Annotated in this window: 20 protein-coding genes; 13 read left to right on the top strand and 7 right to left on the bottom strand. The window is 72.2% G+C overall.

Features of this window, described 5'->3' with window-relative positions; genetic code table 11:
- The first annotated feature begins 105 nt into the window (after positions 1-105).
- The 3 genes from ACIQM4_RS07940 to ACIQM4_RS07930 all read left to right on the top strand — a co-directional run bounded on the left by ACIQM4_RS07940 (position 106) and on the right by ACIQM4_RS07930 (position 3,033).
- Positions 106-903 (top strand): class II aldolase/adducin family protein, encoded by a 798-nt coding sequence (locus tag ACIQM4_RS07940; protein ID WP_401587536.1) that lies wholly within the window; start codon positions 106-108, stop codon positions 901-903.
- 244 nt (positions 904-1,147) lie between these two features.
- A complete protein-coding gene (locus ACIQM4_RS07935; protein WP_401587534.1) occupies positions 1,148-2,425 on the top strand; it encodes a hypothetical protein in 1,278 nt (425 codons plus the stop codon).
- A gap of 86 nt (positions 2,426-2,511) precedes the next feature.
- A complete protein-coding gene (locus tag ACIQM4_RS07930; protein ID WP_401587532.1) occupies positions 2,512-3,033 on the top strand; it encodes a DoxX family protein in 522 nt (173 codons plus the stop codon).
- A 156-nt stretch (positions 3,034-3,189) separates the two neighbouring features.
- Here ACIQM4_RS07930 and ACIQM4_RS07925 read toward each other — a convergent pair whose 3' ends face one another.
- Positions 3,190-4,506, bottom strand: coding sequence for a PspC domain-containing protein (locus ACIQM4_RS07925; RefSeq protein ID WP_401587529.1), 1,317 nt, complete (start codon positions 4,504-4,506; stop codon positions 3,190-3,192).
- 152 nt (positions 4,507-4,658) lie between these two features.
- Between ACIQM4_RS07925 and ACIQM4_RS07920 the strand changes: the two genes are divergently transcribed.
- From ACIQM4_RS07920 to ACIQM4_RS07910, 3 genes are all read left to right on the top strand, one after another.
- Positions 4,659-5,960 (top strand): PspC domain-containing protein, encoded by a 1,302-nt coding sequence (locus ACIQM4_RS07920; RefSeq protein WP_401587526.1) that lies wholly within the window; start codon positions 4,659-4,661, stop codon positions 5,958-5,960.
- Positions 5,957-6,661, top strand: coding sequence for a LuxR C-terminal-related transcriptional regulator (locus tag ACIQM4_RS07915; protein ID WP_401587524.1), 705 nt, complete (start codon positions 5,957-5,959; stop codon positions 6,659-6,661). The genes ACIQM4_RS07920 and ACIQM4_RS07915 overlap by 4 nt, the downstream gene beginning before the upstream one ends.
- Positions 6,662-6,768: 107 nt before the next feature.
- Entirely contained in the window at positions 6,769-7,887 is a 1,119-nt protein-coding gene (locus tag ACIQM4_RS07910) for an alpha/beta hydrolase (RefSeq protein ID WP_401587521.1), read from the top strand.
- Positions 7,888-7,939: 52 nt separating this feature from the next.
- Here the strand turns inward: ACIQM4_RS07910 and ACIQM4_RS07905 are convergent, their stop codons facing one another.
- Together ACIQM4_RS07905 and ACIQM4_RS07900 are read right to left on the bottom strand one after the other, a co-directional pair.
- Entirely contained in the window at positions 7,940-8,110 is a 171-nt protein-coding gene (locus tag ACIQM4_RS07905) for a hypothetical protein (protein ID WP_401587518.1), read from the bottom strand.
- 155 nt (positions 8,111-8,265) lie between these two features.
- A complete protein-coding gene (locus ACIQM4_RS07900; protein WP_401587516.1) occupies positions 8,266-9,348 on the bottom strand; it encodes an NlpC/P60 family protein in 1,083 nt (360 codons plus the stop codon).
- 652 nt (positions 9,349-10,000) lie between these two features.
- Between ACIQM4_RS07900 and pcrA the strand changes: the two genes are divergently transcribed.
- On the top strand, positions 10,001-12,472 hold the full coding sequence (gene pcrA, locus ACIQM4_RS07895) for a DNA helicase PcrA (RefSeq protein ID WP_401587514.1): 2,472 nt from the start codon (positions 10,001-10,003) through the stop codon (positions 12,470-12,472).
- A 31-nt stretch (positions 12,473-12,503) separates the two neighbouring features.
- Here pcrA and ACIQM4_RS07890 read toward each other — a convergent pair whose 3' ends face one another.
- The gene (locus ACIQM4_RS07890) at positions 12,504-13,964 is read right to left on the bottom strand and encodes a M23 family metallopeptidase (protein ID WP_401587511.1); all 1,461 of its coding nucleotides are present in this window, start codon (positions 13,962-13,964) and stop codon (positions 12,504-12,506) included.
- Positions 13,965-14,234: 270 nt separating this feature from the next.
- Positions 14,235-14,981, bottom strand: a complete 747-nt coding sequence (locus ACIQM4_RS07885) for an esterase/lipase family protein (RefSeq protein ID WP_401588218.1) — start codon at positions 14,979-14,981, stop codon at positions 14,235-14,237.
- Positions 14,982-15,398: 417 nt separating this feature from the next.
- Here ACIQM4_RS07885 and ACIQM4_RS07880 point away from each other — a divergent pair, with 417 nt between their 5' ends.
- Positions 15,399-15,812 carry a cobalamin B12-binding domain-containing protein gene (locus ACIQM4_RS07880; RefSeq protein ID WP_401587508.1) on the top strand — a complete coding sequence of 138 codons (414 nt, stop codon included), beginning with the start codon at positions 15,399-15,401 and terminating at the stop codon, positions 15,810-15,812.
- 249 nt (positions 15,813-16,061) lie between these two features.
- Here the strand turns inward: ACIQM4_RS07880 and ACIQM4_RS07875 are convergent, their stop codons facing one another.
- Both ACIQM4_RS07875 and ACIQM4_RS07870 read right to left on the bottom strand, forming a co-directional pair.
- On the bottom strand, positions 16,062-17,669 hold the full coding sequence (locus ACIQM4_RS07875; protein WP_401587505.1) for a DUF5691 domain-containing protein: 1,608 nt from the start codon (positions 17,667-17,669) through the stop codon (positions 16,062-16,064).
- A 29-nt stretch (positions 17,670-17,698) separates the two neighbouring features.
- Positions 17,699-19,060 (bottom strand): SWIM zinc finger family protein, encoded by a 1,362-nt coding sequence (locus tag ACIQM4_RS07870; protein ID WP_401587503.1) that lies wholly within the window; start codon positions 19,058-19,060, stop codon positions 17,699-17,701.
- A 132-nt stretch (positions 19,061-19,192) separates the two neighbouring features.
- Here ACIQM4_RS07870 and ACIQM4_RS07865 point away from each other — a divergent pair, with 132 nt between their 5' ends.
- From ACIQM4_RS07865 to sucC, 5 genes are all read left to right on the top strand, one after another.
- Positions 19,193-19,642, top strand: coding sequence for an MmpS family transport accessory protein (locus ACIQM4_RS07865; protein ID WP_401587501.1), 450 nt, complete (start codon positions 19,193-19,195; stop codon positions 19,640-19,642).
- A gap of 113 nt (positions 19,643-19,755) precedes the next feature.
- Positions 19,756-20,892 carry an AAA family ATPase gene (locus ACIQM4_RS07860; RefSeq protein WP_401587498.1) on the top strand — a complete coding sequence of 379 codons (1,137 nt, stop codon included), beginning with the start codon at positions 19,756-19,758 and terminating at the stop codon, positions 20,890-20,892.
- A 95-nt stretch (positions 20,893-20,987) separates the two neighbouring features.
- Positions 20,988-23,663, top strand: a complete 2,676-nt coding sequence (locus ACIQM4_RS07855; RefSeq protein WP_401588215.1) for a DUF5682 family protein — start codon at positions 20,988-20,990, stop codon at positions 23,661-23,663.
- On the top strand, positions 23,660-24,838 hold the full coding sequence (locus ACIQM4_RS07850) for a vWA domain-containing protein (RefSeq protein WP_401587496.1): 1,179 nt from the start codon (positions 23,660-23,662) through the stop codon (positions 24,836-24,838). The genes ACIQM4_RS07855 and ACIQM4_RS07850 overlap by 4 nt, the downstream gene beginning before the upstream one ends.
- Before the next feature lie 281 nt (positions 24,839-25,119).
- Positions 25,120-26,301 carry an ADP-forming succinate--CoA ligase subunit beta gene (sucC, locus tag ACIQM4_RS07845; RefSeq protein WP_401587493.1) on the top strand — a complete coding sequence of 394 codons (1,182 nt, stop codon included), beginning with the start codon at positions 25,120-25,122 and terminating at the stop codon, positions 26,299-26,301.
- Positions 26,302-26,319 lie beyond the last annotated feature (18 nt).

Genomic DNA, 26,319 nt, shown 5'->3' with positions numbered 1-26,319 from the left:
CCCGTCGCACCGTGCCGGCGCCGCCGTCGCCTCCTCGCGGAGGTGGCGGCGGCGCCGTGTGCGTACCCCTGGATTCCGTCCGTACCACGCGGTAGCTTCCGCCCCATGACCGCCGAGACACCCGCGCCCCCGCCCGTCCCCCTCGACCAGCTCGACTTCGCGATGCCGCCCGTCCACGAACGGCCCGCGGACGAGCGCAGGTACCGCAAGGAGCGGCTGGCGGGCGCGCTGCGGGTGTTCGCCTCCTTCGGGTACGAGGAGGGCGTCTCCGGCCACATCACCGCCCGCGACCCCGAGTACGCCGACTGCTACTGGGTGAACCCCTTCGGGCTTGCCTTCGCCGACGTGTGCGTGAGCGACCTGATCCTGGTCAACGGCGACGGCCAGGTCGTGCAGGGGGGCCGGCACGTCAACCAGGCGGCCTTCACCGTGCACGCCCAGGTGCACAAGGCGCGCCCCGACGTCGTCGCCGTCGCGCACACCCACTCGCTGCACGGCCGGGCCTTCGCGGCGCTCGGTGAGCTCCTCGACCCGATCACCCAGGAGTCGTGCGCCTTCTACGAGTCGCACGCGCTGTACGACGCGTACACCGGTGTCGCCGTCGACCCGACCGAGGGCCGCTGGATCGCCGGGGCGCTCGGCGGCAACAAGGCGGTCGTGCTGCGCAACCACGGCCTGCTCACCGTCGGGGACTCGGTGGACGCGGCGGCCTGGTGGTTCCACACGCTGGAGCGCTCCTGCCAGGTGCAGCTGGCGGCGCGGGCGGCCGGGGAGCCGGTGCTGATCGGCCACAAGGACGCCGTCGGGACGCGCGACCAGATCGGCAGCGACCTCGTCGCGTGGATCAACTACCAGTCGATGTGGCGCCGGATCAGCAGGGCGGAACCGGAACTGCTGGACTGAGCCGCTGGACCGGCCCGGTGCCGGTGCCGGTGCCGGCACCGGTGCCGATGCCGGAGCCGCACCGCCCGCTCGTGGTGCGCCGTGCGTCAGCCCGGTGCGCCGTCGTCAACCTGCTGAGCCGCGCGTCACCCCCTCCCACCTCCCCGCGGGCCGGGCCGCCCGGCCCGTACGGCACAATTCCCTTGCAGCACATGGGGGTTCACAGGTGGACAGTGGGTCGGGCGGGGAAAGGGCGGCAGCTGCCGTGGCGGTGCAAGAGGCGGGGCGGAGCACGCACGGCGGCGGGCACGGCGGGGGCTGTGTCTGCGGCGACTGCCCGAACGGCGCCCGCGAGGGCCACCGGCGTGCGGTGGCGGCGTTCCTGGCCAGACGTGACGAACTGGCGGCAGGGGAGGGGCTGCCGTCCGCCGTCGCGCACTCCGCCGGAGCTTCGCGGCAGTGGGTCTCCGACGAACTGAACCGGTCCGCCAGGGACGTCGCCGAGCGCTCGCGCGAGGCCGGCGAGGTCTGGCTGCGGCTGCTGTGGCGCGGAACGCTGTTCGTGGTGTGGGGCGCCGTGGTGGTTCTCGCACTGGCCGAGGCGTTCACCGCCATCGGCGCCGGCTGGACCCCCGCCCGTACCGCGGGCCTGGTCGCGGCCCTCGTCACCGCAGCCCTGCTGACGGGCGCGGCCAGGGTGCACCGCGCGCGCGGCGGGCTGCTCGCCCCGCTGATCGGCGAGGACAACAGGCTCTCCACCTCGCGCGCCGTCGCCGCGTCCTGGGTGCTGCTCGTGGTCTTCGCGGTACTGGTGCTCGCCGTGCAGCTCGCGGGGGCCTCGGACCCGGTGCGTCGCGACGCGCTGATCGCGGGCCTCGAACTGACCAGGGCCGCCGGTGTGTTGTCCGTGCTCGCGCTGACCTGCGCGATCGCCGTGACCGTACGGCGCGTGGTGGGTGCCCGGGTGCTCAGGCAGTCCCTGCAGAAGGTACGGGCGGACCGGCCGCGCGCCGCCGATCTGCTGACGGACGACTCGGGCCGGGGGAACTTCGGCGACGTCCAGTTCGTTCTGGTGTCGAGCGTGGCCGTCGTCTTCTCCGCCGTCCGACTCGCCAGGCGTCCCGAGCAGTTGCCGGACCTGCCGTGGGGGCTCGCCCTCCTCGTGGTGGTGTCGGCGGCGACGTACCTCGCGGGGAAGTTCGCGGAGGGCGGGCGCCCGGTCGTGCTGTCCGTCGTCCGGGCCAGGGAGGCGGGCGACCTCGACGGCCCGATCCGTACCGGGGACGACATCGAGATCCGGGGCGCGGGCTTCGTGCCGCCCGGTGCGCAGGCCCCGGACCGGCTGGCCCGCATGGTGGTGCGGATCGGGACGGTCCATGTGCACGTCCCGCTGGTGCCGGTGCCCGGCGGTTTCGCCAATCCGACCGACAGCTCGCTGATCCTGCCGGTGCCCGTCGAGGTGGAACCGGGCCGGGTCGACGTGCAGGTGGTGACGGCGGCCGGGGTGGAGACGAACGTCTGCCGGATCGACGTCACCGACTGACCCCGCCCTCCCGCTGAGCTCCCGCCGTCCGTCGAACGTATGGTCAAGTGACGGGACGTGAGGCGCGAGGAAGGCAGGGCCGGCTGATGGCATACGGGTACGGGACGGGCGGCACACGCGCGTACGGGACCAACGAACCGCGGGGCTGGAAGCACACGGCGAACCGTTTCGCCCTGCTGCCCCTGCGGATCTTCCTCGGCATCACCTTCAGCTACGCCGGTCTCGACAAGCTCACCGACAGCGCGTTCCTCTCCGCGAGCGGCACCGGCTCGATCGGCGAGCTGATGACCTCGGTGCGCGACAGCTCCGCGGTGCCCTGGCTCGTCGACCTCGCACTGAAGGCCCCGGCCGGTTTCGGCTACGCGATCGCGATCGGGGAACTGCTCGTCGGCGTCGCCACGCTGATCGGTCTCTTCGGACGCGTCGCCGCCGTCGGCGGCGCGCTCATCTCGCTCAGCCTGTGGCTCACCGTCAGCTGGCAGAGCACGCCGTACTACTACGGCAACGACCTCGCCTATCTCATGGCGTGGCTGCCGCTGGTGCTCGCGGGACCGACCGTGTTCTCCCTCGACGCGATGCGTGCCCTGCGCCGGCGACGGATGCCGTAACCGATCCAGCCGGCGACCGCCGCCACGCAGAGTCCGCCGCAGACCACCGCGATCAGCGTCCACCACGGGGTGTCCCAGCTGCCGCTCGCGTCGGCGGCGTACAGCGCGGCGGCGGTGAGGAAGGTGACTCCCAGGACCGCGCGCCCGGGAAGGAAGTCATGACGCGGCACGTTCCACCACCACCCGTCCGACGCCGACTTCGAGGTGCAGGTCGACCGTGCCCGCGGGTTTCGCGCCGGGCGGCGGGTCCAGGGTGCGGACCTGCTGCTGGTCGGTGCGGATGTCGATGTCCTGCCGACTCTCGCTCGGCAGCTCGATGTCGCCCACCCCCACCTCCGCGTCGACCTCCACGGTCACGTCCCTGGGGACGACGACACGCAGGGTGCCCGCGGCGACCTCGGCCCTGGTGGTCACGGTGCTGCCCCTCGGCACGGCCACCGCGCTGAGGTCGAGGACGCCCTCGCCCGCGCCGAGTTCGTACACCTGCTGGACGCCGCCCGCCGTCGCCGGACGCCAGTCGCTGCGGATCCAGTCGGTGCTGACCTCCCTGGGAATGGTGGAGGCGGCCGTCAGCAGGCCGGCCGTGAGCAGGGCCAGGAAGATCGTGCCCGCGCCGACGCGGCCGAGGAACGACGCGAGCACCAGGCCCACCGCGAAGACGGCGAGTGCGCACGCCAGGCCGGTCGTCAGGCTGGCCCCCAGGGGTTCCGTGCGCCAGGTCGCGGCCGTGCCCGCGGCGCCCGCCAGCAGGGCGACGAAGAAGGTCGCCCCGCCGAAGGAACGCGGACGCGTACCACCGCGCGCCGCACGGCCGTCCTTCTTCGAGGAGCCGTCGGCGAGGGGTTCGTGCTCGTCGGAAGGCCCCCAGAGGTAGCTGTGCGGAACGGGCCCCGTCGTACCGTCCTTGACGATCGGGTCGCGCCACCAGGACGGGGCGCCGGGGACCGGCGGGGCCTTGGTCTCCGGGGGCGCCGCCACGTCCGCGACCTGGGTCGCCCCCGGCACGTCCGGTGACGCGACGGCGGTGCGGCGCTGCCGGGACCACACGGCGCTGGCGCCGACGGCCAGGATGAGCATGACGGAGAAGCCGAAGACGCCGCCGTTGTGCAGCATCGACAGGAACATGCCGCAGCCGACCAGGGCGAGCAGCACCGCGATCAGGGCAGGGCCGTCGACGCGGCCGGTCAGCAGCCGCTTCGCCTCGTTCTCCTCGTCACCCTCCTGCGGTACGAGCAGCCAGGCGAAGCCGTACGCGATCAGTCCGATGCCGCCGGTCACGGAGGTCACGGCGAGGACGACGCGGAAGATCACCGGGTCGACGTCGAAGTACTGACCGAGGCCGCCGCAGACGCCGCCGACCGTCCGGTGCCGGCGGCTGCGGCGCAGCTGGGGCCCCGGCCCGTCGGCGGCGGCCGCCGGACCTGCCGGGTTCGGGAACGCGGTGCTCACCGGTTCGTCGTGGACTTCTGTCATACGCCCCATGGTGACCAACATCTGGCGCCCGCGGCACCTGGGACGACCCTGGCTGATCCCTGATTTCCGGGACCCCTGCCCCGCGGTTTCCCCGGGGGAGGGTGGGGGTTTCCCCCATGTGCCGGGCCCCGCGCGCGTGTGACCATCAAGTCATGTCGTCCACCGCCCCGAGCCGCCGAGCGGCCCGCACGCCCGCCGCCGAGCAGGACCCGGCCGCGCCGACGCCGCGCAAGCTCTACCGCAGCGCGGACGGGCGGATGCTCGGCGGGGTCGCCCGGGGTCTCGCGGGTCATCTGGGGCTGCCGGTCGTGTGGGTGCGGATCGCGTTCTTCGCACTGTTCCTGATGCAGGGCCTCGGCGCGCTGCTGTACGCGGTGTTCTGGTTCTTCGTGCCGCTGGGCGTCGGCGGTGTCGGCACCGAGCCGCGCAGCCCCTTCGAGACCCTCCCCGACGGGCGGCGCAGGCTGCGGGTGCCCGACAAGGGACAGATCGCCGCGCTGATCGCGCTGTGCGTCGGCGCCGCGATCTTCGTCGGCAACGTGGACACGGCCGGTTCCGGCCGGTACGTTTGGCCGCTGCTGCTGACCGGCGCGGGTGTCGTCATGGTCTGGCGGCAGACGGACAACGCGCGGCGCGCGCACTGGACGGAGGGCGGCAGCCGCCGCCGGATGCTCCAGGTGCTGCGCGGTCTCGCGGGTGTCGCCCTGGTCGGCGTGGGGCTCACGGTCTTCCTGGTGGTCCGCGGCTCGGCCGCCCAGCTCGGCAACGTACTGACGGCCGCGCTCGCCGTGATCGCGGGCATCGGCCTGCTCGCCGGCCCGTACCTGGTCCGTATGACGCAGGACCTGTCCGAGGAGCGGCTGATGCGGATCCGGGCCCAGGAGCGGGCCGAGGTCGCCGCCCACGTCCACGACTCCGTACTGCACACCCTCACCCTGATCCAGCGCAACGCGGACGACGGCTCCGAGGTGCGCAGGCTGGCCCGCGCGCAGGAGCGCGAGCTGCGCAACTGGCTCTACAAACCGGCGGGCACCGGCAAGGACGAGGACCAGGAACCGGCCACCCTCGCGGACGCGGTGAAGCGCGCGGCGGCGGAGGTCGAGGACAAGCACGGCGTGCCCCTTGAGGTGGTGGTGGTCGGCGACTGCCCGCTGGACGACAAGCTGTCCGCACAGATGCAGGCCGCACGCGAGGCGATGGTGAATGCCGCGAAGTACGGTGGCGAGGGCGGGGCGGTGCAGGTCTTCGCGGAGGTCGAGGGCCGCACGGTCTTCGTCTCCGTACGGGACCGGGGACCGGGGTTCGACCTCGACGCGATTCCGGCCGACCGGATGGGCGTACGAGAATCGATCATCGGCCGGATGGAACGGCACGGCGGTACGGCACGGCTGCGTTCCGCGCCCGACGGGGGCACGGAAGTCGAGCTTGAGATGGAGAGGGCGGCGGACGCATGACCGAGCAGAGCGCACAGACGGACCAGGGGCAGGGGCCGGAGCGGCACGTACGGGTGGTGCTGGTCGACGACCACCGGATGTTCCGCACCGGGGTGCAGGCCGAGATCGGCCAGACCGCGACGACCGGCGTCGAGGTGGTCGGTGAGGCCGCCGACGTCGACCAGGCGGTCACCGTGATCACGGCGACCAGGCCCGAGGTGGTCCTCCTCGACGTGCACCTGCCGGGCGGCGGCGGGGTCGAGGTGCTGCGCCGGTGCGCACCGCTGATGGCGGACGCGGAGCGGCCCGTGCGGTTCCTGGCGCTGTCGGTCTCCGACGCGGCGGAGGACGTCATCGGAGTCATCCGGGGCGGTGCGCGCGGCTACGTCACCAAGACGATCACCGGCGCCGACCTGGTGAACTCGGTGTTCCGGGTGCAGGACGGGGACGCGGTGTTCTCGCCGCGGCTGGCCGGCTTCGTCCTGGACGCGTTCGCCTCGACGGACGCGCCGCCGGTGGACGAGGACATGGACCGGCTCACCCAGCGGGAGCGCGAGGTGCTGCGGCTGATCGCGCGCGGGTACGCGTACAAGGAGATCGCCAAGCAGCTCTTCATCTCGGTGAAGACGGTCGAGTCGCACGTCTCGGCGGTGCTGCGCAAGCTCCAGCTCTCCAACCGGCACGAGCTGACCCGCTGGGCGACGGCCCGCCGACTGGTCTGAGCCCGGCCGCCCCCCGGCACCGACCCGGGGGCCGGGATGTGAGCCGGACGACAGAGCCGTACGGCCGGACAACCGCGGTGGCGGTCGGACCATCTAGTCCCCACGTGATGAGTCTGACCGGGACCCCCTTCCTCGTGACCGCGATCGCCCTGCTCGCGGGCGCGGTCGTGCTGCCGTTGGCCCTGTGGGCCCGGGTGCGCGGGCCTGCCGTCGCGCGCGGTCTCGTGAGGCTGCTGATGCTGGTGTTCGCACAGGTCACGGCGATCACGGTGGTGTTCGTCGCGGTGAACAACGCCAACGGGCTCTACGACAGCTGGGAGGACCTGCTCGGGACGACCGACCGGGCGGGCGCGGCCGTGGACCTCGGCCCCGACGGCACCGGCGGCCAGAAGCTCGCCGGACGGCCGAGGGAGGCCGCCCGGTTCGGGCCGGTGGACGACGCGAGGATGGGCCCCGGCGTCCGGGTCACCGAACTCAGGGGCCGGATATCCGGCGTCACGGGCGAGGTGTACGTATGGCTGCCGCCGCAGTACGACGACCCGGCGTACCGGGACAAGAAGTTCCCGGTGGTCCAGCTGCTGCCCGGCTACCCGGGGTCGGCGAAGGCCTGGTTCGGCTCCCTGGAGGTGAACAGGCAGCTGGCACCGCTGATGAAGCAGGGCAAGGTCAAGCCGTTCATCCTGGTCTCGCCGCGCACCACCCTGCTCGGCGACGGAACCGACACCGGCTGCGCCAACATCCCCGGCAAGGCCAACGCGGACACCTGGCTGAGCGTCGACGTGCGCACGATGGTCTCCGACACCTTCCGCGCCTCCGACCGGGCCGCGGACTGGGCCGTCGGGGGCTATTCGGCAGGCGCGCACTGCGCCGCCAAGCTCGCCGTCGCGCACCCCGACCGCTACCGCGCGGGCGTCAGCCTCTCCGGCTTCAACGACCCGAGCGGTGAGCCCGCCGCCCTCACCGCCGCCACCGCCGAGCTGCGGCGCGCCAACAACCCGTATCTGATGCTGAAGGCCGCGAACAAGGCCGGGAAGCCGCCGCGCACCGCTCTGTTCGTCTCGGGAGCTGCGGGCGACGGCTACGAGGCCGGGACGGCGCTGAAGGGCGTGGCCCAGGCGCCGACGACGGTACGCGTGGTGCGCCAGGCAGGTCCGCACGGCACCAGCGTGTGGAAGCAACAGGTGCCGGAGGTCTTCCGCTGGCTGTCGGAGCAGCTCGGCAAGTAGCGGACGGCCGACCGCGCGGCGCCGCTACGGGCTTGTGGCGGTGTCCGCCCGGTCAGTACCTGCCCGCGCCCCCCTGGCCCCGTCCGCCGCGCAGTCGGCCGAGGAGCTGCTTGGCCTGCGAGCGCCTGCGCGGGTCCGCGGCCTCGCGGCGGCCCCGGGCGATGGTGCGGCGGCCCTGCGGGCTTCGTGCGAAACTCTTGATCTTGTTGATGATGCCCGGCATGACAGTCCCTCCCTTTGCGGGGCCGCGACGGCCGCGGCCTCATGGAGGCGGCTACCCCGGGAAGCGCCCGAAATCCTGTCGATCACACAACCCGGCCCAACGCCCTCCCGAGGGCGGGCCGTCACACGACCTTGCCCTCGGGCCGGCCGGGCCGGTCAGGCCGGGCGGGTCGCCCCCGTCAGCGGCATCTGATCGATCGGTGCGATCCGCACCGGGGCGCCAGGACGAGGGGCGTGGATCATCTTGCCGTCGCCGATGTAGAGCCCGACATGGCTGATGCCGGAGTAGAAGAACAGCAGGTCTCCCGGCGCGAGACGGGAACGCTCCACCCGTTCCCCCGCGTTGATCTGGGTGTACGTGGTGCGCGGGAGCGACACCCCGGCGGAGCGCCAGGCGGCCTGCGTCAGGCCCGAGCAGTCGAAGGAGGAGGGGCCCGTGGCACCCCAGACATAGGGCTTGCCCAACGCGGAGTACGCGAACGAGACGGCTTGCGAGGCGCGGGCGTTGGGCGCCCGGACGCTGCCGCGCGCCAGCTCGGCCCGCTCCCCGCGGTCGGCACGGCCACCGGCCTCGCCGTGCCCGTCCTGGGCCGCGTAGCGGGCACGGTCGCCGGCGGAGAGCCGGGAGAGCAGCTGCTCGGCGCCGGCGATCTTCTGCTGGATCTTCGCCTTCTGCGCCTTCAGCTCGCCCCGCTGCTGGTCGAGTTCGGCGAACCGCTGACCGGCGGCGCCGCGCAGCCGGGCGATCTCGGCGACCTGCCGCCGGACGCCCTGCACCTTGACGGCCTGCCGCTCGCCGATCCGGCCGACCAGCGCGGCCCGCTCCAGGTACTGGTCGGGGTCGGAGGTCAGCGCGACCTGGAGCGCCGGCTCGACACCGCCCGCGCGGTACTGGGAGGTGGCCAGCGAACCGAGCGAACCGCGGGCAGAGTTGAGCAGGTCCGTCCTGCGTGCCGCTTCGTCACGGAGCCGGCCGAGCGACTTCCTGGTGCGCTCGGCCTTCTCCCGTACGCCGTTGTACGTCTCGGTCGCGGCCTCGGCGTCGTGGTACAGCTTGTCGATCTTGGTCTTGAGCTGCGCCGCGGTGAGCGCGGGCTCCGCCTGTGCGGTCCCTTCCAGCGCCGTGGTGCCCGCGGCTCCCGCCAGGGCGAGAGTGACCGCGGTGGTGCGGGCGGTACGAGCCGCGCGAGCGGTACTTCCGCCGAATAAGCGGTACTTGGTCTTCCGGTGCGCAGCCACGAGGGCGTTCACGTCCTTCCACGGGTCCGTCCGGCCGGTGGGGGAGTCGGCCGTCTGGGGAGGGACGCTAGGCCTGACCCGTACCGCACGGCCTTCGAATGAGCGCTAATGACGGGAAGAGGCAAAGGTCTGGGCACAGATGATCGCCGACCGGGATACGGAATCGCGACTTCCGTGCCCCGTGCGACCGATGGGACCCAATGGGCCGCCCCGGCGCCACCGCCCTGCTAAGGCCGTCGGGCGAACGGTCAGGCCGGCCGTACGCTGCTGTGGATCGGCATGTAGAAGATCGATTCCTCGCGGACGTTCGCGCCCGGCTTCGGGGCGTGGATCACCATCCCAGCAGTCCTTCCGTTGACCGCCTACCGGGCCGGCTGTCGGGTCCGGGCGGCACGGACTCGGCAGGAGCGGACCGTTACGGCGGGTGTCACCGAGGGGGTACGGAACGCGGGGGGTACGGACCGCTGGCGCAGCACCGTAGCCAACCGCTGTGACGGACGGGGAGGCCGATGCGCGAATGCCCGGTATCTTTTCGTGACCTTCACGCTTGGGTGAGTAGGCGATCACAGAACGTCGCGCCGGTGTCCGGCACCGGCCGGTGTGGCGGAATCCGGGACCCGCTGTCAGTGGGGCCGCCTAGAATCGGTAGGCGATGAGCAGCCTCTTTGACGACAGCTTCCTGGCCGACCTCCAGCACAAGGACGACGCGGCCCCGCCTCCCCCGGAGGACACCGATGAAGGTGCCCCCGCGGAGGAGGTCCCGCACGACCTCTTCCAGGGTGCGTTCGACGGCCCGCCGCCGCCCCGCGACGGGTACTACCGGGACGGCGCCCCCCGCCCGGTAGTCGACCCCGCGGCGCTGCTCGACGGGCTGAACGACAACCAGCGCGCCGCCGTCGTGCACGCCGGTTCGCCGCTGCTCATCGTGGCCGGAGCCGGTTCCGGCAAGACCCGGGTGCTCACCCACCGCATCGCGCACCTGCTGGCCGCCCGCGGGGTGCACCCGGGCCAGATCCTCGCGATCACCTTCACCAACAAGGCCGCGGCCGAGATGAAGGAGCGCGTCGAGGCCCTCGTCGGCCCGCGCGCCAACGCGATGTGGGTGTCCACCTTCCACAGCGCCTGCGTCCGCATCCTGCGCCGTGAGTCCAAGAAGCTGGGCTTCACCTCCTCCTTCTCGATCTACGACGCCGCCGACTCCAAGCGGCTGATGGCCCTGGTCTGCCGCGACCTCGACATCGACCCGAAGAAGTTCCCGCCGAAGTCCTTCAGCGCCAAGGTCTCCAACCTCAAGAACGAGCTGGTGGACGAGGAGACCTTCGCGGGCCAGGCGGTCGACGGCTTCGAGAAGACCCTCGCCCAGGCGTACGCCATGTACCAGTCCCGCCTCCGCGAGGCGAACGCGCTGGACTTCGACGACATCATCATGACCACGGTGCATCTGCTCCAGGCGTTTCCCGACGTCGCCGAGCACTACCGGATGCGCTTCCGGCACGTCATGGTCGACGAGTACCAGGACACCAACCACGCCCAGTACACACTGGTACGGGAGCTGGTCGGGCCGTCCGGCGAGGACAAGGCCCCCGGCGAGCTGTGCGTCGTCGGCGACGCGGACCAGTCGATCTACGCCTTCCGCGGCGCCACGATCCGCAACATCCTCCAGTTCGAGGAGGACTACCCGGACGCGAAGACGATCCTGCTGGAGCAGAACTACCGCTCCACCCAGACGATCCTCACCGCCGCCAACGCGGTCATCGAGCGCAACGAGAACCGTCGTGCGAAGAACCTCTGGACCGACGCCGGTGCCGGGTCCCGGATCACCGGTTATGTCGCGGACACCGAGCACGACGAGGCCCAGTTCATCGCCGAGGAGATCGACCGCCTCACCGACGCGGGCGACGCCAAGGCCGGCGACGTCGCCGTCTTCTACCGTACGAACGCGCAGTCCCGGGTCTTCGAGGAGATCTTCATCCGGGTCGGCCTGCCGTACAAGGTCGTCGGCGGCGTCCGCTTCTACGAGCGCAAGGAGGTCCGGGACATCCTGGCCTACCTGCGCGTCCTGTCGAACCCCGAGGACACCGTCCCGCTGCGCCGGATCCTCAACGTGCCCAAGCGGGGCATCGGCGACCGCGCCGAAGCCATGATCGACGCGCTGTCGCTGCGCGAGCGCATCAGCTTCCCGCAGGCCTTGCGCCGCGTCGACGAGGCGTACGGCATGGCCGCCCGCTCGGCCAACGCCGTCAAGCGGTTCAACACGCTGATGGAGGAGCTCCGGACGATCGTCGAGTCCGGAGCGGGACCGGCCACCGTCCTGGAGGCCGTACTGGAGCGCACGGGGTATCTCGCCGAGCTGCAGGCGTCCACCGACCCGCAGGACGAGACCCGCATCGAGAACCTCCAGGAACTCGCTGCCGTCGCGCTCGAGTTCGAGCAGGAGAACAACGACGAGGACCCCGGCACCCTCTCCGACTTCCTGGAGAAGGTCGCGCTGGTCGCCGACTCCGACCAGATCCCCGACGAGGACGAGGACGGCTCCGGCGTCATCACACTGATGACGCTGCACACCGCCAAGGGCCTCGAATTCCCGGTGGTCTTCCTGACCGGCATGGAGGACGGCGTCTTCCCGCACATGCGCTCGCTGGGGAACGTCAAGGAGCTGGAGGAGGAGCGGCGCCTCGCGTACGTCGGCATCACCCGTGCCCGTGAGCGCCTCTACCTCACCCGCTCGACCATGCGCAGCGCCTGGGGACAGCCCTCGTACAACCCGGCCTCCCGCTTCCTGGAGGAGATCCCGGACGCCCACCTGGACTGGAAGCGCACCGGCGCGCAGATTCTGGCGGGCCCGGTCTCCGGTTCGAAGGCAGGTGCGGTGGCCTCCTCGCTGTCGTCCTCGCTCAGCAACTCCCGCGGGCGCGGTGGCCCTTCCGGCTTCGCCACCCGGCGGGCCTCCGACAAGCCGGTCATCTCGCTCACCGTGGGGGACCGGGTCAACCACGACCAGTTCGGCCTCGGCACGGTGATGACGGTGACCGGCACCGGTTCGGACGCACAGGCCACGATCGACTTCGGCGGCGAGCGCCCGAAGAAGCTGCTGCTGAGGTACGCACCGGTCGAGAAGCTGTAGCCACGGGCCACGGGCCACGCGGCTTCGCGGGTTACGTCGGGTCGAGACCGTGGCCGCGGTACCAGGCCAGCGGGTCGACGGCGGACTCGCCGCCCGGCCGCACCTCGAAGTGGAGGTGCGGTCCGGTGGAGTTGCCGGAGCTGCCGGAGTAGCCGATGACGTCGCCCGCCTTCACCGGACCCGAGCGGATCTTGGTGGTGGAGAGGTGGCAGTACCAGGTCTCCACACCGCTCGCCGAGACGACCTTCATCATGTTGCCGTACGCGCTGTTGTACTCGGCGCTGACCTGGCCGTCGGTGGCCGCCATCACGGGCGTGCCCATGTCCACGGGGAAGTCGATGCCGGTGTGCACGGCCGCCCAGTTGACGCCGGCCTGGCCGTAGTACGCGCTGAGTCCGTGCTGGGAGACGGGCAGGGCGAACTTGGGCCGGGCCGCCTCCTTGCGCGCGGCCTCCTCGGCCTTGCGCTTCTTCTCGGCGTCCTGGCGTTCCTTGAGGTCGATGCGCTCCTGCGTACGGCTGGCGCGGTCGCCGAAGTCACGGGCGTCGGCGCTCAGTCCGGCGAGCTGGGTGTCGAGCTTGTTGTTGACGGCGACGGGCTGCACGGTCGCGGGGTCGGCGGCGGCCATGGTCGTCGGCTTCTTCGTCGCCTCGTCGGCGCCGGCCACACCGCCCACGGAGGCGGCGGCGATTCCTGCGACGCCCATGACGCAGGCGGAGGGTACGGCGATGGTGAGGAGGGCGGAGCGCTTGGCGGGGGGACGGCGGCGGCCGCGGTTCGCGGGGGCTCGGCGGGCGGCGCGGGGGCCGGCCGCCACGGGTTCCGGCTCGGGCCCCGGGCCGCGGTCGTCTGTTTCCGTCGCGTGCTGGTGCACGTCGTCCGGGGAGACGACGGCGAACTCCGCGGTGCTGAAGTCGGTGTCCTGCCCGGCCTCGATGGCGGTACCGGTGTCGAACGCGCCCGTCTCGAAGGCGGTACCGGTGTCGAAGCTGCCGGTCGCGAAGGTGGTGTTGGCGTCGAACGCGCCGGACTCGAAGCCCGGGTCGTACGCCTGCCACTGGTGACCGGACGAGGAGTCGGCCGCGTAAGCGAACTGCGTCGCGTCGAACTGGCCGCTGTCGAAGGGGTCCTGATGCGCCTGATGCGCCTGGTGGACCTGGTCCGCCTGGTTCCAGGCGCTCGCGTCCCACTGCCCGGTGCTGTCGTACGAGGTGTTGCCGTCGTACGGGACGGGGCCGCCCTGGGCCGGGATGTCCGCACTCTGCGGGTGTCCGCCCAGATGGGCCCAGGTGCCGGTGGTGTCGTAACCCTGCTGCGTGTGCGCGGTGTAGGCGTCGTACGCCATGTGCTGTGTCGAGCCGGTGTCCCACTGGGTGGTGTCGTACTGACCACTGGGGGTAGTGGTACCAGGCAGCCCGCCGAAGAGTGGATCGGTGTCGAAGCTACCTGAGGGGTACGCGTCGTACCCGGCGTGGGGTTGCTGGTCGTTCACCAACGTCTCTCTCGCCTCGGCAGCAGGATCTGGTTTCCCGGGGGGTACGGGTGACCCCGAGTGAAAGCAGTGGCGCGACTGTACCCGGCGGTATGCGGCGACGACAATCTCCGGCAGGTTTTAGGCATTCAGGAAACGGGCATTCGGCCGCCTTTTGGTGGACGCCGGGCGTCGGCTTGGCGCTGCGTTCGGCAAATGTTCGAGGAATGCAAGGTCTTGATCACGTCACTTACACACCTTGTGCACCAGGGGTGCGGATTGCCTCTCCGCTCACGCGACGGATACTCCCGGTGAGCCCTCGTCGGACTCCTCCTGTGCCTGGAGCGCCTCGCGGATTGCGGCCGCGACGGCCGGGTGAACGGGCAGCGCCAGATGGCCGATCCCGCTGACCTGCACGTTCTGGGCGATCAGATCGGGGTGGCGGATTCGGGCCGTTTCCGTCGGCAGCATTAATTGATCAAGGTCGCTCCAGAAACTCACGAATCGGGTCCGGCACCCCGGCGCGGGCCACGCCAGTTCTTCGATCACCGAGGAACCGGGACGCATCTGCCGTACGAGAGGATGCGCACTCATGGCCGGGGCTACGCGTGTTCCCTCGTGCGGAGTTCCGAGTGTGACAAGTGTCCTCACGCGCGTGTCGCCGCCGAGTCGCTGCGTGTAATAACGGGCGATCAGACCGCCCAGGCTGTGCCCGACGATGTCGACCTCGGCGTGTCCCGTCCTGGCGCAGATCTCCTCGACATGACGGCCCAGCAGTTCGGCGGCCGTGCGGATGTCGCAGGTGAGCGGCGAGTAGTTGAGCGAGGGGAGATGGCGCCAGCCGTGCCGGGCCAGTGAGCGGCGCAACAGGACGAACACGGAGCGGTTGTCGACGAATCCGTGCAGCAGGACGACGGGCGGGCGGGCACGGTCGGCGGTCGGCAGGTCGGTCCCGACGTCGCTCTCCGCCCGTATTCCGCCGCGCTCGGCCCGTATCCCCGAGGGGTACAGGAGCAAATGACCGAACAGGACGGCCATTTCGAGTGCGGTGGCGCGCAGCAGTGGGATGCGCGGAGGGGAGGGGAGTCTCACGTCGGTCAACCTCCCGAACGGCGCGCGGGGACCCGTCCGCCCTGTCCCATCGGCACCCCCCGCGCTTGGGTCGGGGGAACGGGCCGTACCACCGTGCCGCGCGGCTGACGGCGCGGTGGTACGGCGACCTCGTGGCGGCTCCCGTGCGACCCTCCCGGGTGCGGCGGCAGCCTGTGACCGTGCCGCCCGGTGGGGGTACGACGCGCAGCGAACATGTCCCAACGTGTGATTTCCCCCTCTCCGGCCACCGCGAAACGGTGGTGTGCGGGATGCTGTGGATAACGTTCGTTCACTTCCCTGCCCCTCCTGGGGCGGGGGACGTTGCGCCAACGGCGGCGCGGTGCGTACTGGGAGGCAGCAGCGATGGGTGTTACGGGACCGATCCGCGTGGTGGTGGCGAAGCCGGGGCTCGACGGACACGACCGCGGGGCGAAGGTCATCGCACGGGCGCTGCGGGACGCCGGTATGGAGGTCATCTACACGGGCCTGCACCAGACGCCCGAGCAGATCGTGGACACCGCGATCCAGGAGGACGCGGACGCGATCGGAATGTCGATCCTGTCCGGCGCGCACAACACGCTCTTCGTGAAGGTCATCGACCTGCTCAAGGAACGCGACGCGGCGGACATCAAGGTCTTCGGCGGCGGGATCATCCCGGAGGACGACATCGTCCCGCTGAAGGAGAAGGGCGTGGCAGCGATCTTCACACCGGGCGCGACGACGACGGAGATCGTGGACTGGGTACGCGCGAACGTACGGCAACCGGCGGGAGCGTAGGAGAGCGCTGGGTCGTGCCCTGGCTGATCAGGCTGCGACCTTGGGCAGACATGTCAGCCCGTCCGGCGTTGAGGACGCGCGGCGCAGCCGTGCACGGGGCGCAGCCCCGAAGGCCCGCCGCCACCGGCGCGAGCCGTGGCCCTCGTCCCACCCGGTCCGGCGGGCCGTGGCCCTCGTCCCACCCGGTCCGGCGGGCCGTGGCCCCCGCCCCGCCCCGCCCCGCGGCGAGCGGTTCAGGGCGGGGGGCCCTCAAGCCCCCTGTCCCGCCAGCTCCGCCACCATCGCCGCCCGCAGCCTCAGCGTCCCCACCAGTCGCTGGAACGCCTCCGACCAGTAGCCCCCCGCGCCCGGTGACGCGCCCTCCGCCTCGTCCGGTGTGGTGGTCAGGATCTCCAGGCGGTCGGCTTCCGCCGGGTCGAGGCACCGTTCCGCCAGGCCCATCACGCCGCTGAAGCTCCACGGGTAACTTCCCGCGTCGCGGGCGATGTCGAGAGCGTCGACGACCGCGCGGCCCAGCGCCCCCGACCACGGCACCACGCACACCCCCAGCAGCTGGAACGCCTCCGAGAGCCCGTGCGCCGAGACGAACTCGGCGACCCAGTCGGCCCGTTCCCCATCCGGCAGGGTGGCCAGCAGTTTTGCCCGTTCGGCGAGCGACGCCGTGCCCGTACCGGCCTCGGGCGGTACGGACGGCGCGCCGAGCAGGGCCCGCGCCCAGGCGGCGTCGCTCTGCCGTATCGCCGCCCGGCACCAGGCCGCGTGCAGCTCGTCGCGCCACCCGTCGGCGACGGGCAGTTGGACGATCTCCCGTGCCGTGCGGCCCCCGAGCCGCGCGGACCAGGCGTCGAGCGGTGCGGACTCCACCAACTGGCCGAGCCACCAGGACCTTTCCCCGCGCCCGGCCGGCGGCTTGGCGACCACGCCGTCCCGTTGCATGGAGGCGTCGCACTCGTGCGGTGCCTCCACCGCGATGCCTCCGACGTCGCCCGTGCGGTCCAGGCCGACACAGGAGGTGGCCCGCGCCGCCATCCGGGCACCGAACGCGGAGGTGGGCAGCGCGGACAGCAGCTCCGCGGCCACCGCCCGGACGTTACGGCTGCGGTCCGACAGGGCCTGTTCGAGGAAGTCCTCGTCGCGAGCGTCCAGCCCGGTGCGCAGGGAGTCCAGGAACATCAGCCGGTCCTCGGCACGCTCCGTGGCCCAGCCCGTGGTGAGCAGGGCGAGCGCGGCGGCCGGGTCCGCCGACCGCACGGCGCCGAGCAGCGCCACCCGCTCGGCGAACAGGCCTTCCTCCCAGAGTGTCCGCACCGCCTCGGTGTCCGTCACCTCCGGGAGGGCGGCGCCCGCCGACGTGCCGCGCAGGGCGAACTTCCACTCCGGGTTGAGCCGGGCCAGCCACAGCCCGCGCGTGCCCGCGAACTCCAGTGCCTGGGGGCGCAGATCGGTGCGTGCGCGCGCCGCGTCGAGCAGTGCGGGCAGCAGGGCGGCGGGTGCCTGGAAGCCGTGGCGGTTGGCGGCGGCGAGCCACTGGGGGAGCAGTTCGGTCAGGTCGGGCGCGCTGCCGCGGCGACCACCCGACTGCGCGGGCGCGGCGCGGTCGGCGAGCAGCAGGGCGAGCCGCTGGTGGGCGGCGGCAGGCAGCGTGGGCCGGGCATCGCGCGGGGCGGGCCGCGGGAGCGCGGCGGCCACCGCAGGCGTCGCCCCCGCACGCCGGCGGAGGGTGTGGAGCGCGGCGGCGTCCAGGAGGTCGGCGGCAGGATCGCGCGGAGTGGCGGGCCCTCGGCTCGGGGGCACGGCACGGCGGTCGGTGCCCAGCAGGGCGGTGGTGACGAGGTCTTCCCAGGTGGTGGTGGTCATGGGGCCCTCCGGGTGGCCGGTGTGGCGGGTCAGGTGAGCGCGACGAGGGCGGGCGAGGCGGCGGACCAGGCGGCCAGCGGAAGAAAGCCCCGGTGGCCGCACTCGCCGAAGACGGACAGCGGGGCGCCGCCGGAGAGGGAGGCGAGCTTCCACGGCGCCGACCTGCCCTGAGCCGACCGCGTCAGGGGCAGGGCCGAAGCCCCGTCCTCGTCCGCGAGTTGCCAGCCCTCGCCGGTCGGCACCGGTATCGCCGAGCTGAGGGTCACCGGCCAGGACTCCAGCCACGGGTCCTCGCACAGCGCACGGGAGTACGCCTGAAGGGCCTGGGTCGTGGTGCCGCCCGCCGGCGGGGTGGCGGGCAGGGCCGGGGGCCCGAACTGCTCACCCAGCGTGGCCCGCAGCTGCCCCGCCCCGCCGTGCGGCAGCAGTTCGGCGTCGAGCACGAGACCCGTCGGCAGCGTGATCTCCGGTGCCCGCCCCGCCGCCCCGAAGGACAGCACCAGCGCGGTGCGGCCCGACTCCTGTCCGTACAGCCAGATGCGGCGGGTGGTGACCTTGCTGTCCGCCTGGTCGTGCTGCGCGAGGACCAGCCAGCGGTCGCGGACCGCCGGACCTTCCGGTGACGAGGGCAGGCCGACCCGCGTCCGTACCGTCGTCGCCAGCGGGGCGGGCAGCCGGTCCCGGCCGAGCCAGGCCCCGTCGAGCAGGTGCAGCAGCGCGCACTCCTCCAACAGCCGCACCGGCCAGCCGGGGCCCGAGCCTGGTATCGACCCCAGTTCCCGCACCCGCGCGGCCAGTCCGGGAGCCTGCGCGTCGACCATGCGGGCCGCGGTCTCCTCCCACAGTCCGTACCCCGACCGCTCGGCCGCCGCGAGGCCGCCGTGCAGCAGGTCGGCCAGGCGCTGCTCCAGCTCTGCGGCGCCCGCGCCGATGCGGGCGGCCCTGCGCCCGGCCCTGCGGCGGGCCGCCTCCGGGTCGGCGGCCTTCGCGGCCGGTGCGTCCCCCTGTGCTGCTCCCGCCTCCTGCTTCCCGGCCCGCTCCCTGCGACCGAGCAGCCACTGCGCCGCCCAGTCCGAGGGCTCCGCCTCCCGCACCACCACCGGGTCGTCCGCCGCCCAGAGCAGCAGCAGCCCCAACGCGTGCTTGCAGGGGAACTTCCTGCTCGGACAGCTGCACCGGGACGCCACCGCGGCCCCCGCCAGATCGACGGCGGTCCGGTACGGCGTGCTGCCGCTGCCCTTGCACAGGCCCCACAGCGTGCCCGCGCCGTCGCTCCCCGCGTCCGACCACGGCCCGGCGCTGCCGAGCCTGCTTCCCGCTTTGCGTGAGGCGGCGTCAGGAGCCAGTGCCAGCACCTGATCCGCCGTCCAGCGCACCCCCAGCTGATTCATGTCTCCGAAGGTAGAGGCCCCCACTGACAATGGCTCTGACCAGCGGCTCCGCCCGGGTAACCGCTTGACTTTGCCTACCCTTTGCGCTTTGGTGCGGTCCTCAACACTTCCTGATCCGGGGGGATCCGTCAGATGAACCGCACCATCCGCTCCGTTGTTTGTGCCGCAGCCGTCACCGGTCTCGTGTTCGGCCTCGGCGCCTGTTCCGAGGTGGAGAAGGCCGTCAAGGCCGGCGCGTCCGAGGGGGCCGAGAAGGCCGCGGACGAACTGCTCGACAAGCCCTACGAGGTGACGTACGAGGTCACCGGCAAGGACGTCGAGACCATCGACTACACCGCCGGTTCGGGTACGGACCCCGCGGCCGCGACGGCGAAGGACAAGAAGCCCGTACTCCCGTGGAAGAAGACGGTCACGCTGAACGGCGCGACGCCGCCGTCCGTCATGCCGAACATGGTCGACGTGCTCAAGGCCGACCCCGACGTCACCTGCAAGGTCAGCTACCAGGGCAAGGTGCTCAAGGAGGCCAAGGGTGTGGCGGCCGCGAGCGGCGGCTGCATCGCCATGGCCCCCCTGGAGAGGTGACGGCGAAGTCGCGCCGCGGGTCCACCAATTGGGGTCTGACCTGCGGCGCGGCTTGATTGTCAGTGGCATGGTGCACGGTGGAACCACATCCGGGAAATCTGGAGGGGGATTCCATGACCACGCCTGCAACCGACACCGCCCACATCTCCGAGACCGGTGCGGCGGACGCCTCCGAGGCCCTTCGCCCGCACGCCGAGGACGCGTTCGCCGAGGAGCTGAAGGCGCTCGCCGCGGCCGACGACCGGCCGCGGCCCGCCCGCTGGCGGCTCTCGCCGTGGGCCGTGGCCACCTATCTGCTCGGCGGCAGCCTGCCCGACGGCACGCTGATCACCCCGAAGTACGTGGGTCCGCGCCGCATCGTCGAGGTCGCCGTCAGCACGCTCGCCACCGACCGCGCCCTGCTGCTGCTCGGCGTGCCGGGCACCGCCAAGACCTGGGTCTCCGAGCACCTGGCCGCCGCGGTCAGCGGCGACTCCACCCTCCTCGTACAAGGCACGGCCGGCACGCCCGAGGAGGCCATCAGGTACGGGTGGAACTACGCACAGCTTCTTGCCCACGGCCCCAGCCGCGACGCCCTGGTGCCGAGCCCCGTCATGCGGGCCATGACCGAGGGCATGACCGCCCGGGTCGAGGAGCTGACCCGCATACCGGCGGACGTGCAGGACTCCCTGATCACGATCCTGTCGGAGAAGACGCTGCCCGTCCCCGAGCTGGGCCAGGAGTGCCAGGCCGTCTCCGGCTTCAACCTGATCGCCACCGCCAACGACCGCGACCGCGGGGTCAACGACCTCTCCAGCGCGCTGCGCCGCCGGTTCAACACGGTGGTGCTGCCGCTTCCCGCGACCCCGCAGGACGAGGTCGACATCGTGTCGCGTCGGGTCGAGCAGCTGGGCCGCTCCCTCGACCTGCCGGGCGGCGGCGACGCCATCGACGAGATCCGCCGCGTCGTCACGGTCTTCCGCGAGCTGCGCTCGGGAGTCACCGCCGACGGGCGGACGAAACTCAAGTCCCCGTCCGGCACGCTGTCCACGGCCGAGGCGATCTCCGTCGTCACCAACGGGCTCGCCCTGGCCGCCCACTTCGGTGACGGGGTGCTGCGGTCCGGTGACGTCGCCGCGGGCATCCTCGGCGCGGTCGTCCGTGACCCGGCGGCGGACCGGGTGATCTGGCAGGAGTACCTGGAGACGGTCGTCCGCGAGCGGGACGGCTGGAAGGACTTCTACCGTGCCTGCCGCGAGGTGACCGCGTGACGACCGTCGCGGCTGTGGCAGCCGCCACCGTGCAACCCCCGGGGCGGCCCGGCCCGCACACCACCGAGCGGGACGGGGCGGGCCGAAGCGGTTCGGTGCCGCCCGGCCCCTGGCTGCTGGGGGTCCGCCACCACGGGCCCGGCTCGGCACGCGCGGTGCGGGACGCGCTCGACGCCACCCGGCCGCGTGTCGTCCTGGTCGAAGGGCCGCCGGAGGCGGACGCGTTGCTGCCGCTCGCCGCCGACCCGCAGATGCGACCGCCGGTCGCCCTCCTCGGGCACGTGGTGGACGACCCGGGCCGGGCGTCGTTCTGGCCGCTGGCCGAGTTCTCGCCGGAGTGGGTGGCCATCCGCTGGGCGCTGGCACACGAGGTGCCGGTCCGCTTCATCGACCTCCCGGCCGCCCACTCGCTCGCGACCCGCGAGGAGCCCGGCTCGGCAGGGTGCCATGGCGACGAGGCCCCGAACGCCGCACGGCCCCACACGGCGGGCCCCGGCGGGGAGGTCCCGAACGCGGACCCCAACACCGCGGCTCCCGGCGGCGAGATCCCCGGCGGCGAGGCCCCGGGCGCGGACCCCAACACCGGCGACCGCGGCGAAGAGGTCCCCAACGCCGTGGACCCCAATGCCGTGGACCTCAGCGGCGAGGTCCCCAACGCCGTGGACCTCAGCGGCGAGGTCCCCAACGCCGTGGACCCCAGCGGCGAGGTCCCCAACGCCGCGGACCTCGCGGTGGATCCGCTCGCCGTCCTTGCCGAGGCCGCCGGGTACGACGACCCGGAGCGCTGGTGGGAGGACGTCGTCGAGCACCGCGGCGCCCGGGAAGGCGACGCACTCGCCCCCTTCGATGCCGTCGCCGAGGCCATGGGGGCACTGCGCCAGGAGTACGGGCACGGAGGGCACCGCCGGGACCTCGTGCGGGAGGCCCACATGCGGTTGCAACTGCGCGCGGCGAGGAAGGAGTTCGGGGACGAGACCGCCGTGGTCTGCGGTGCCTGGCACGTTCCCGCGCTGGCGGGGAAGCCGCCGACCCTCGCCGCCGACCGGGCCCTCCTCAAGGGGCTGCCCAAGGTCAAGGCCGAGCTGACCTGGGTGCCCTGGACCCACCGCCGCCTCGCCCGCCGCAGCGGGTACGGGGCGGGTATCGACTCGCCCGGCTGGTACGGGCACCTCTTCGGGGCGAAGGACCGGCCGGTCGTGCGCTGGATGACCAAGGTCGCAGGACTGCTGCGCGACGAGGACCGTTTTGTCTCCTCCGCCCACGTCATCGAGGCCGTCCGGCTCGCCGAGACCCTCGCCGTGATGCGCGGCCGGCCGCTGGCGGGGCTCTCCGAGACGACCGACGCGATCAGGGCGGTGATGTGCGAGGGCTCCGACGTGCCGCTCTCGCTGGTGCACGACAAGCTGATCGTCGGCGATGTGCTCGGCGAGGTTCCGGACTCCGCGCCCGCCGTACCGCTGCAACGCGACCTCACCCGCCGTCAGCGCGCCCTGCGCCTCAAACCGGAGGCCACGGAGCGCGAGCTGGAACTCGACCTGCGCAAGGACACCGACGCCGACCGCAGCCGTCTCCTGCACCGGCTGCGCCTGCTCGACGTCGGCTGGGGCGAGGCGGCCGTTTCCCGGGGCAGCACCGGCACCTTCCGGGAGAGCTGGCGGCTGTGCTGGGAGCCGGAGTTGTCCGTGCGCGTCGCCGAGGCCGGGGTGTGGGGCACCACCGTCCTCACCGCGGCCACCGCGAAGGCGGAGTCCAGGGCCGGCTCGGCGACCGCCCTCGCCGACATCACCGCGCTCGCCGAGCAGTGCCTGCTCGCCGAACTGTCCGGCGCGCTCCCGGTGGTGATGCGTGCCCTCGCGGACCGCGCCGCCCTGGACAGCGACGTCGGTCACCTCGCGCAGGCGCTGCCCGCCCTCGCCCGCACCCTGCGCTACGGCGATGTGCGCGGCACCGGCACCGCCGGACTCGCGGAGGTCGCGGCGGGCCTCGCCGAACGGATATGTGTCGGCCTGCCGCCCGCCTGCACGGGCCTCGACGCGGACGGCGCCGCCGAGATGCGCGCCCACGTCGACGAGGTCCACGGCGCGATCGGCCTCCTCGAACCCGCGGGCGAACCCTCGGGCGGCGACGGCCGGGGGCACGACCTGCGCGTCCGCTGGGCCTCGGTGCTTCGCCGCCTCGCCGACCGGGACACCGTCGCCGGTGTCGTCCGCGGCCGGGCCGTCCGTCTCCTCCTCGACGACGGACGGCTCGACGAGGAGGACGCGGCCCGGCTCATGGGGCTCGCCCTCTCACCGGGCACCCCGCCCGCCGACGCCGCGGCCTGGATCGAGGGCTTCGTCGGAGGAGCAGCCGGCTCGGGCATGCTCCTGATCCACGACGAACGCCTCCTCGGCCTCGTCGACAGCTGGCTCACCGCGGTGTCACCGGACGCGTTCACCGATGTGCTGCCGCTGCTGCGGCGCACGTTCTCGGCGTACGAACCGGGCGTCCGCCGCACCCTCGGCGAACTGATCAGGCGCGGACCCGCACCGGCGGGCGCCGGCCACGGATCGGGCGCGGGGGAGGCCGCGGGCCCGCCAGGCTTCGGCCCCGTACTGGACGAGGAGCGCGCCGACGCCGTACTGCCCGTGCTGCGCCTGCTGCTCGGCACCGACCGACCGCACCACCAGGCCGATCACCCGGCCAACCCGCAGACCGACCACCAGGCCGACCCACGGGCCAACCCGCACACAGACCACCAGGCCGACCCGACGGGAGCCATCACCTCATGACGTCCACCACCGGCAGTACCGACCCGGCGGTCGACGAGCGGCTGCGGCGCTGGCGCATGGTGCTCGGCGGGGACGCGGCCGACGGCACGGGCCGCTCACTCACCGGGCAGGACGCCGCGATGGACGGCGCCCTCACCGCCCTCTACGGCGGCACCGGAGCCTCCCGCACCGGGCGCGGCGGTGACCGGTCCGCCGGACTCGGCGCCTCCGCGCCGGCCGTCGCCCGCTGGCTCGGGGACATCAGGACGTACTTCCCCAGCTCCGTCGTCCAGGTCATGCAGCGCGACGCGATCGACCGGCTGGGCCTGTCCGCGCTGCTCCTGGAGCCGGAGATGCTGGAGGCGGTCGAGGCGGACGTCCACCTGGTCGGCACCCTCCTCTCGCTGAACAAGGCGATGCCCGAGTCCACCAAGGAGACCGCGCGGGCCTTGGTGCGCAAGGTGGTCGAGGACCTGGAGAGGCGCCTCGCCACCCGTACCAGGGCCACGCTCACCGGAGCTCTCGACCGCAGCGCCCGGGTCAACAGGCCCCGGCACCGCGACATCGACTGGGACCGCACTATTCGCGCCAACCTGAAGAACTACCTCCCCGAGCACGGCACGATCGTGCCGGAACGGCTGATCGGTTACGGCAGGGCGTCCCAGGCGGTCAAGAAGGAGGTCGTCCTCTGCATCGACCAGTCGGGGTCGATGGCGGCGTCCGTGGTCTACGCGTCGGTGTTCGGCGCGGTACTCGCCTCGATGCGGTCGATCGAGACCAGACTCGTCGTGTTCGACACCGCGGTCGTCGACCTCACCGACCAGCTGGACGACCCGGTCGACGTGCTGTTCGGCACCCAGCTCGGCGGCGGCACCGACATCAACCGGGCGCTGGCCTACTGCCAGTCCCAGATATCGCGGCCCGCCGACACGGTCGTCGTGCTGATCAGCGACCTGTACGAAGGAGGCATCCGCAACGAGATGCTGAAGCGGGTCGCCGCGATGAAGGCCTCCGGGGTCCAGTTCGTCACGCTGCTCGCGCTGTCGGACGAAGGAGCCCCGGCCTACGACCGGGAGCACGCGGCCGCCCTCGCCGCCCTCGGCACGCCCGCCTTCGCCTGTACCCCCGACCTCTTTCCCGAGGTCATGGCCGCCGCGATCGAAAAGCGTCCGATCCCGGTACCGGACGCCGCCTGAACCCGGCGCGATCGGACGGGAGCGGACGTGTTCGGACACTGCGTGACACCGATCATGGCTCTGCGTGGCACTCTGTGACAGGTATCACCGCTCAGGTGTGACCTGCGATTTAGGGACCCACGTCCGGCGGGGATAACCTGCGAGACGGACATGCCGCGTACCGGACACCGTGTACGCCTCCCTTGTGACAGCGCCGTCACGTTGCCTTCGCGGCACGCCCATCGCATTGAACGCAACGCGATCACCAGAACCCGCGATCTTCAGAAAAGGGACGGACGCGCGTGGACCTGTTCGAGTACCAGGCGAGGGACCTCTTCGCCAAGCACGGTGTACCGGTGCTGGCCGGTGAAGTCATTGACACGCCTGAGGCGGCGCGCAAGGCCACTGAGGAGATGGGCGGCAAGTCCGTCGTCAAGGCTCAGGTGAAGGTCGGCGGCCGTGGCAAGGCCGGCGGCGTGAAGCTCGCCGCGAACCCGGACGAGGCCGTCGCCCGTGCGACGGACATCCTCGGCATGGACATCAAGGGCCACACGGTCCACAAGGTGATGATCGCCGAGCTGTCCCCGGAGATCGAGGCCGAGTACTACGTCTCGTACCTCCTCGACCGCACCAACCGCACCTTCCTGGCCATGGCCTCGGTGCAGGGCGGCATGGACATCGAGGAGGTCGCGGCCAACAGCCCCGAGGACCTCGCGAAGGTCCCGGTCAACGCCAACGACGGCGTCACCATCGAGAAGGCCCGCGAGATCGTCGCCCAGGCGAAGTTCCCGGCCGACGTCGCCGAGGGTGTCGCCGAGGTCCTGGTGACGCTGTGGGACACCTTCGTCGCCGAGGACGCCCTCCTCGTCGAGGTCAACCCGCTGGTGAAGACCAAGGACGGCCGGATCCTCGCCCTGGACGGAAAGGTGTCCCTCGACGAGAACGCCGACTTCCGCCAGGCCGACCACGAGGCCCTTGAGGACAAGGACGCAGCCAACCCGCTCGAGGCTGCCGCCAAGGCCAAGAACCTCAACTACGTCAAGCTGGACGGCGAGGTCGGCATCATCGGCAACGGCGCGGGGCTCGTCATGAGCACCCTCGACGTGGTCGCGTACGCCGGTGAGAACCACGGCAACGTCAAGCCCGCCAACTTCCTCGACATCGGTGGCGGCGCCTCCGCCGAGGTCATGGCGAACGGCCTGGAGATCATCCTCGGCGACCCGGACGTCAAGTCCGTGTTCGTCAACGTCTTCGGTGGCATCACCGCCTGTGACGAGGTCGCCAACGGCATCGTGCAGGCCCTGGAGCTGCTCAAGTCGAAGGGTGAGGAAGTCACCAAGCCCCTCGTTGTCCGTCTCGACGGCAACAACGCGGAGCTGGGTCGCAAGATCCTCTCCGACGCCAACCACCCGCTCGTACAGCGCGTGGACACCATGGACGGCGCGGCCGACAAGGCCGCCGAGCTCGCCGCAGCTGCGAAGTAAGGAAGAGGGACTCCAAAC

The organism is Streptomyces sp. NPDC091272 (genome assembly GCF_044757485.1).
GTDB lineage: Bacteria > Actinomycetota > Actinomycetes > Streptomycetales > Streptomycetaceae > Streptomyces.
The sequence above is the reverse complement of the archived record's forward strand: the minus strand, read 5'-3'. Positions and strand labels throughout refer to the sequence as shown.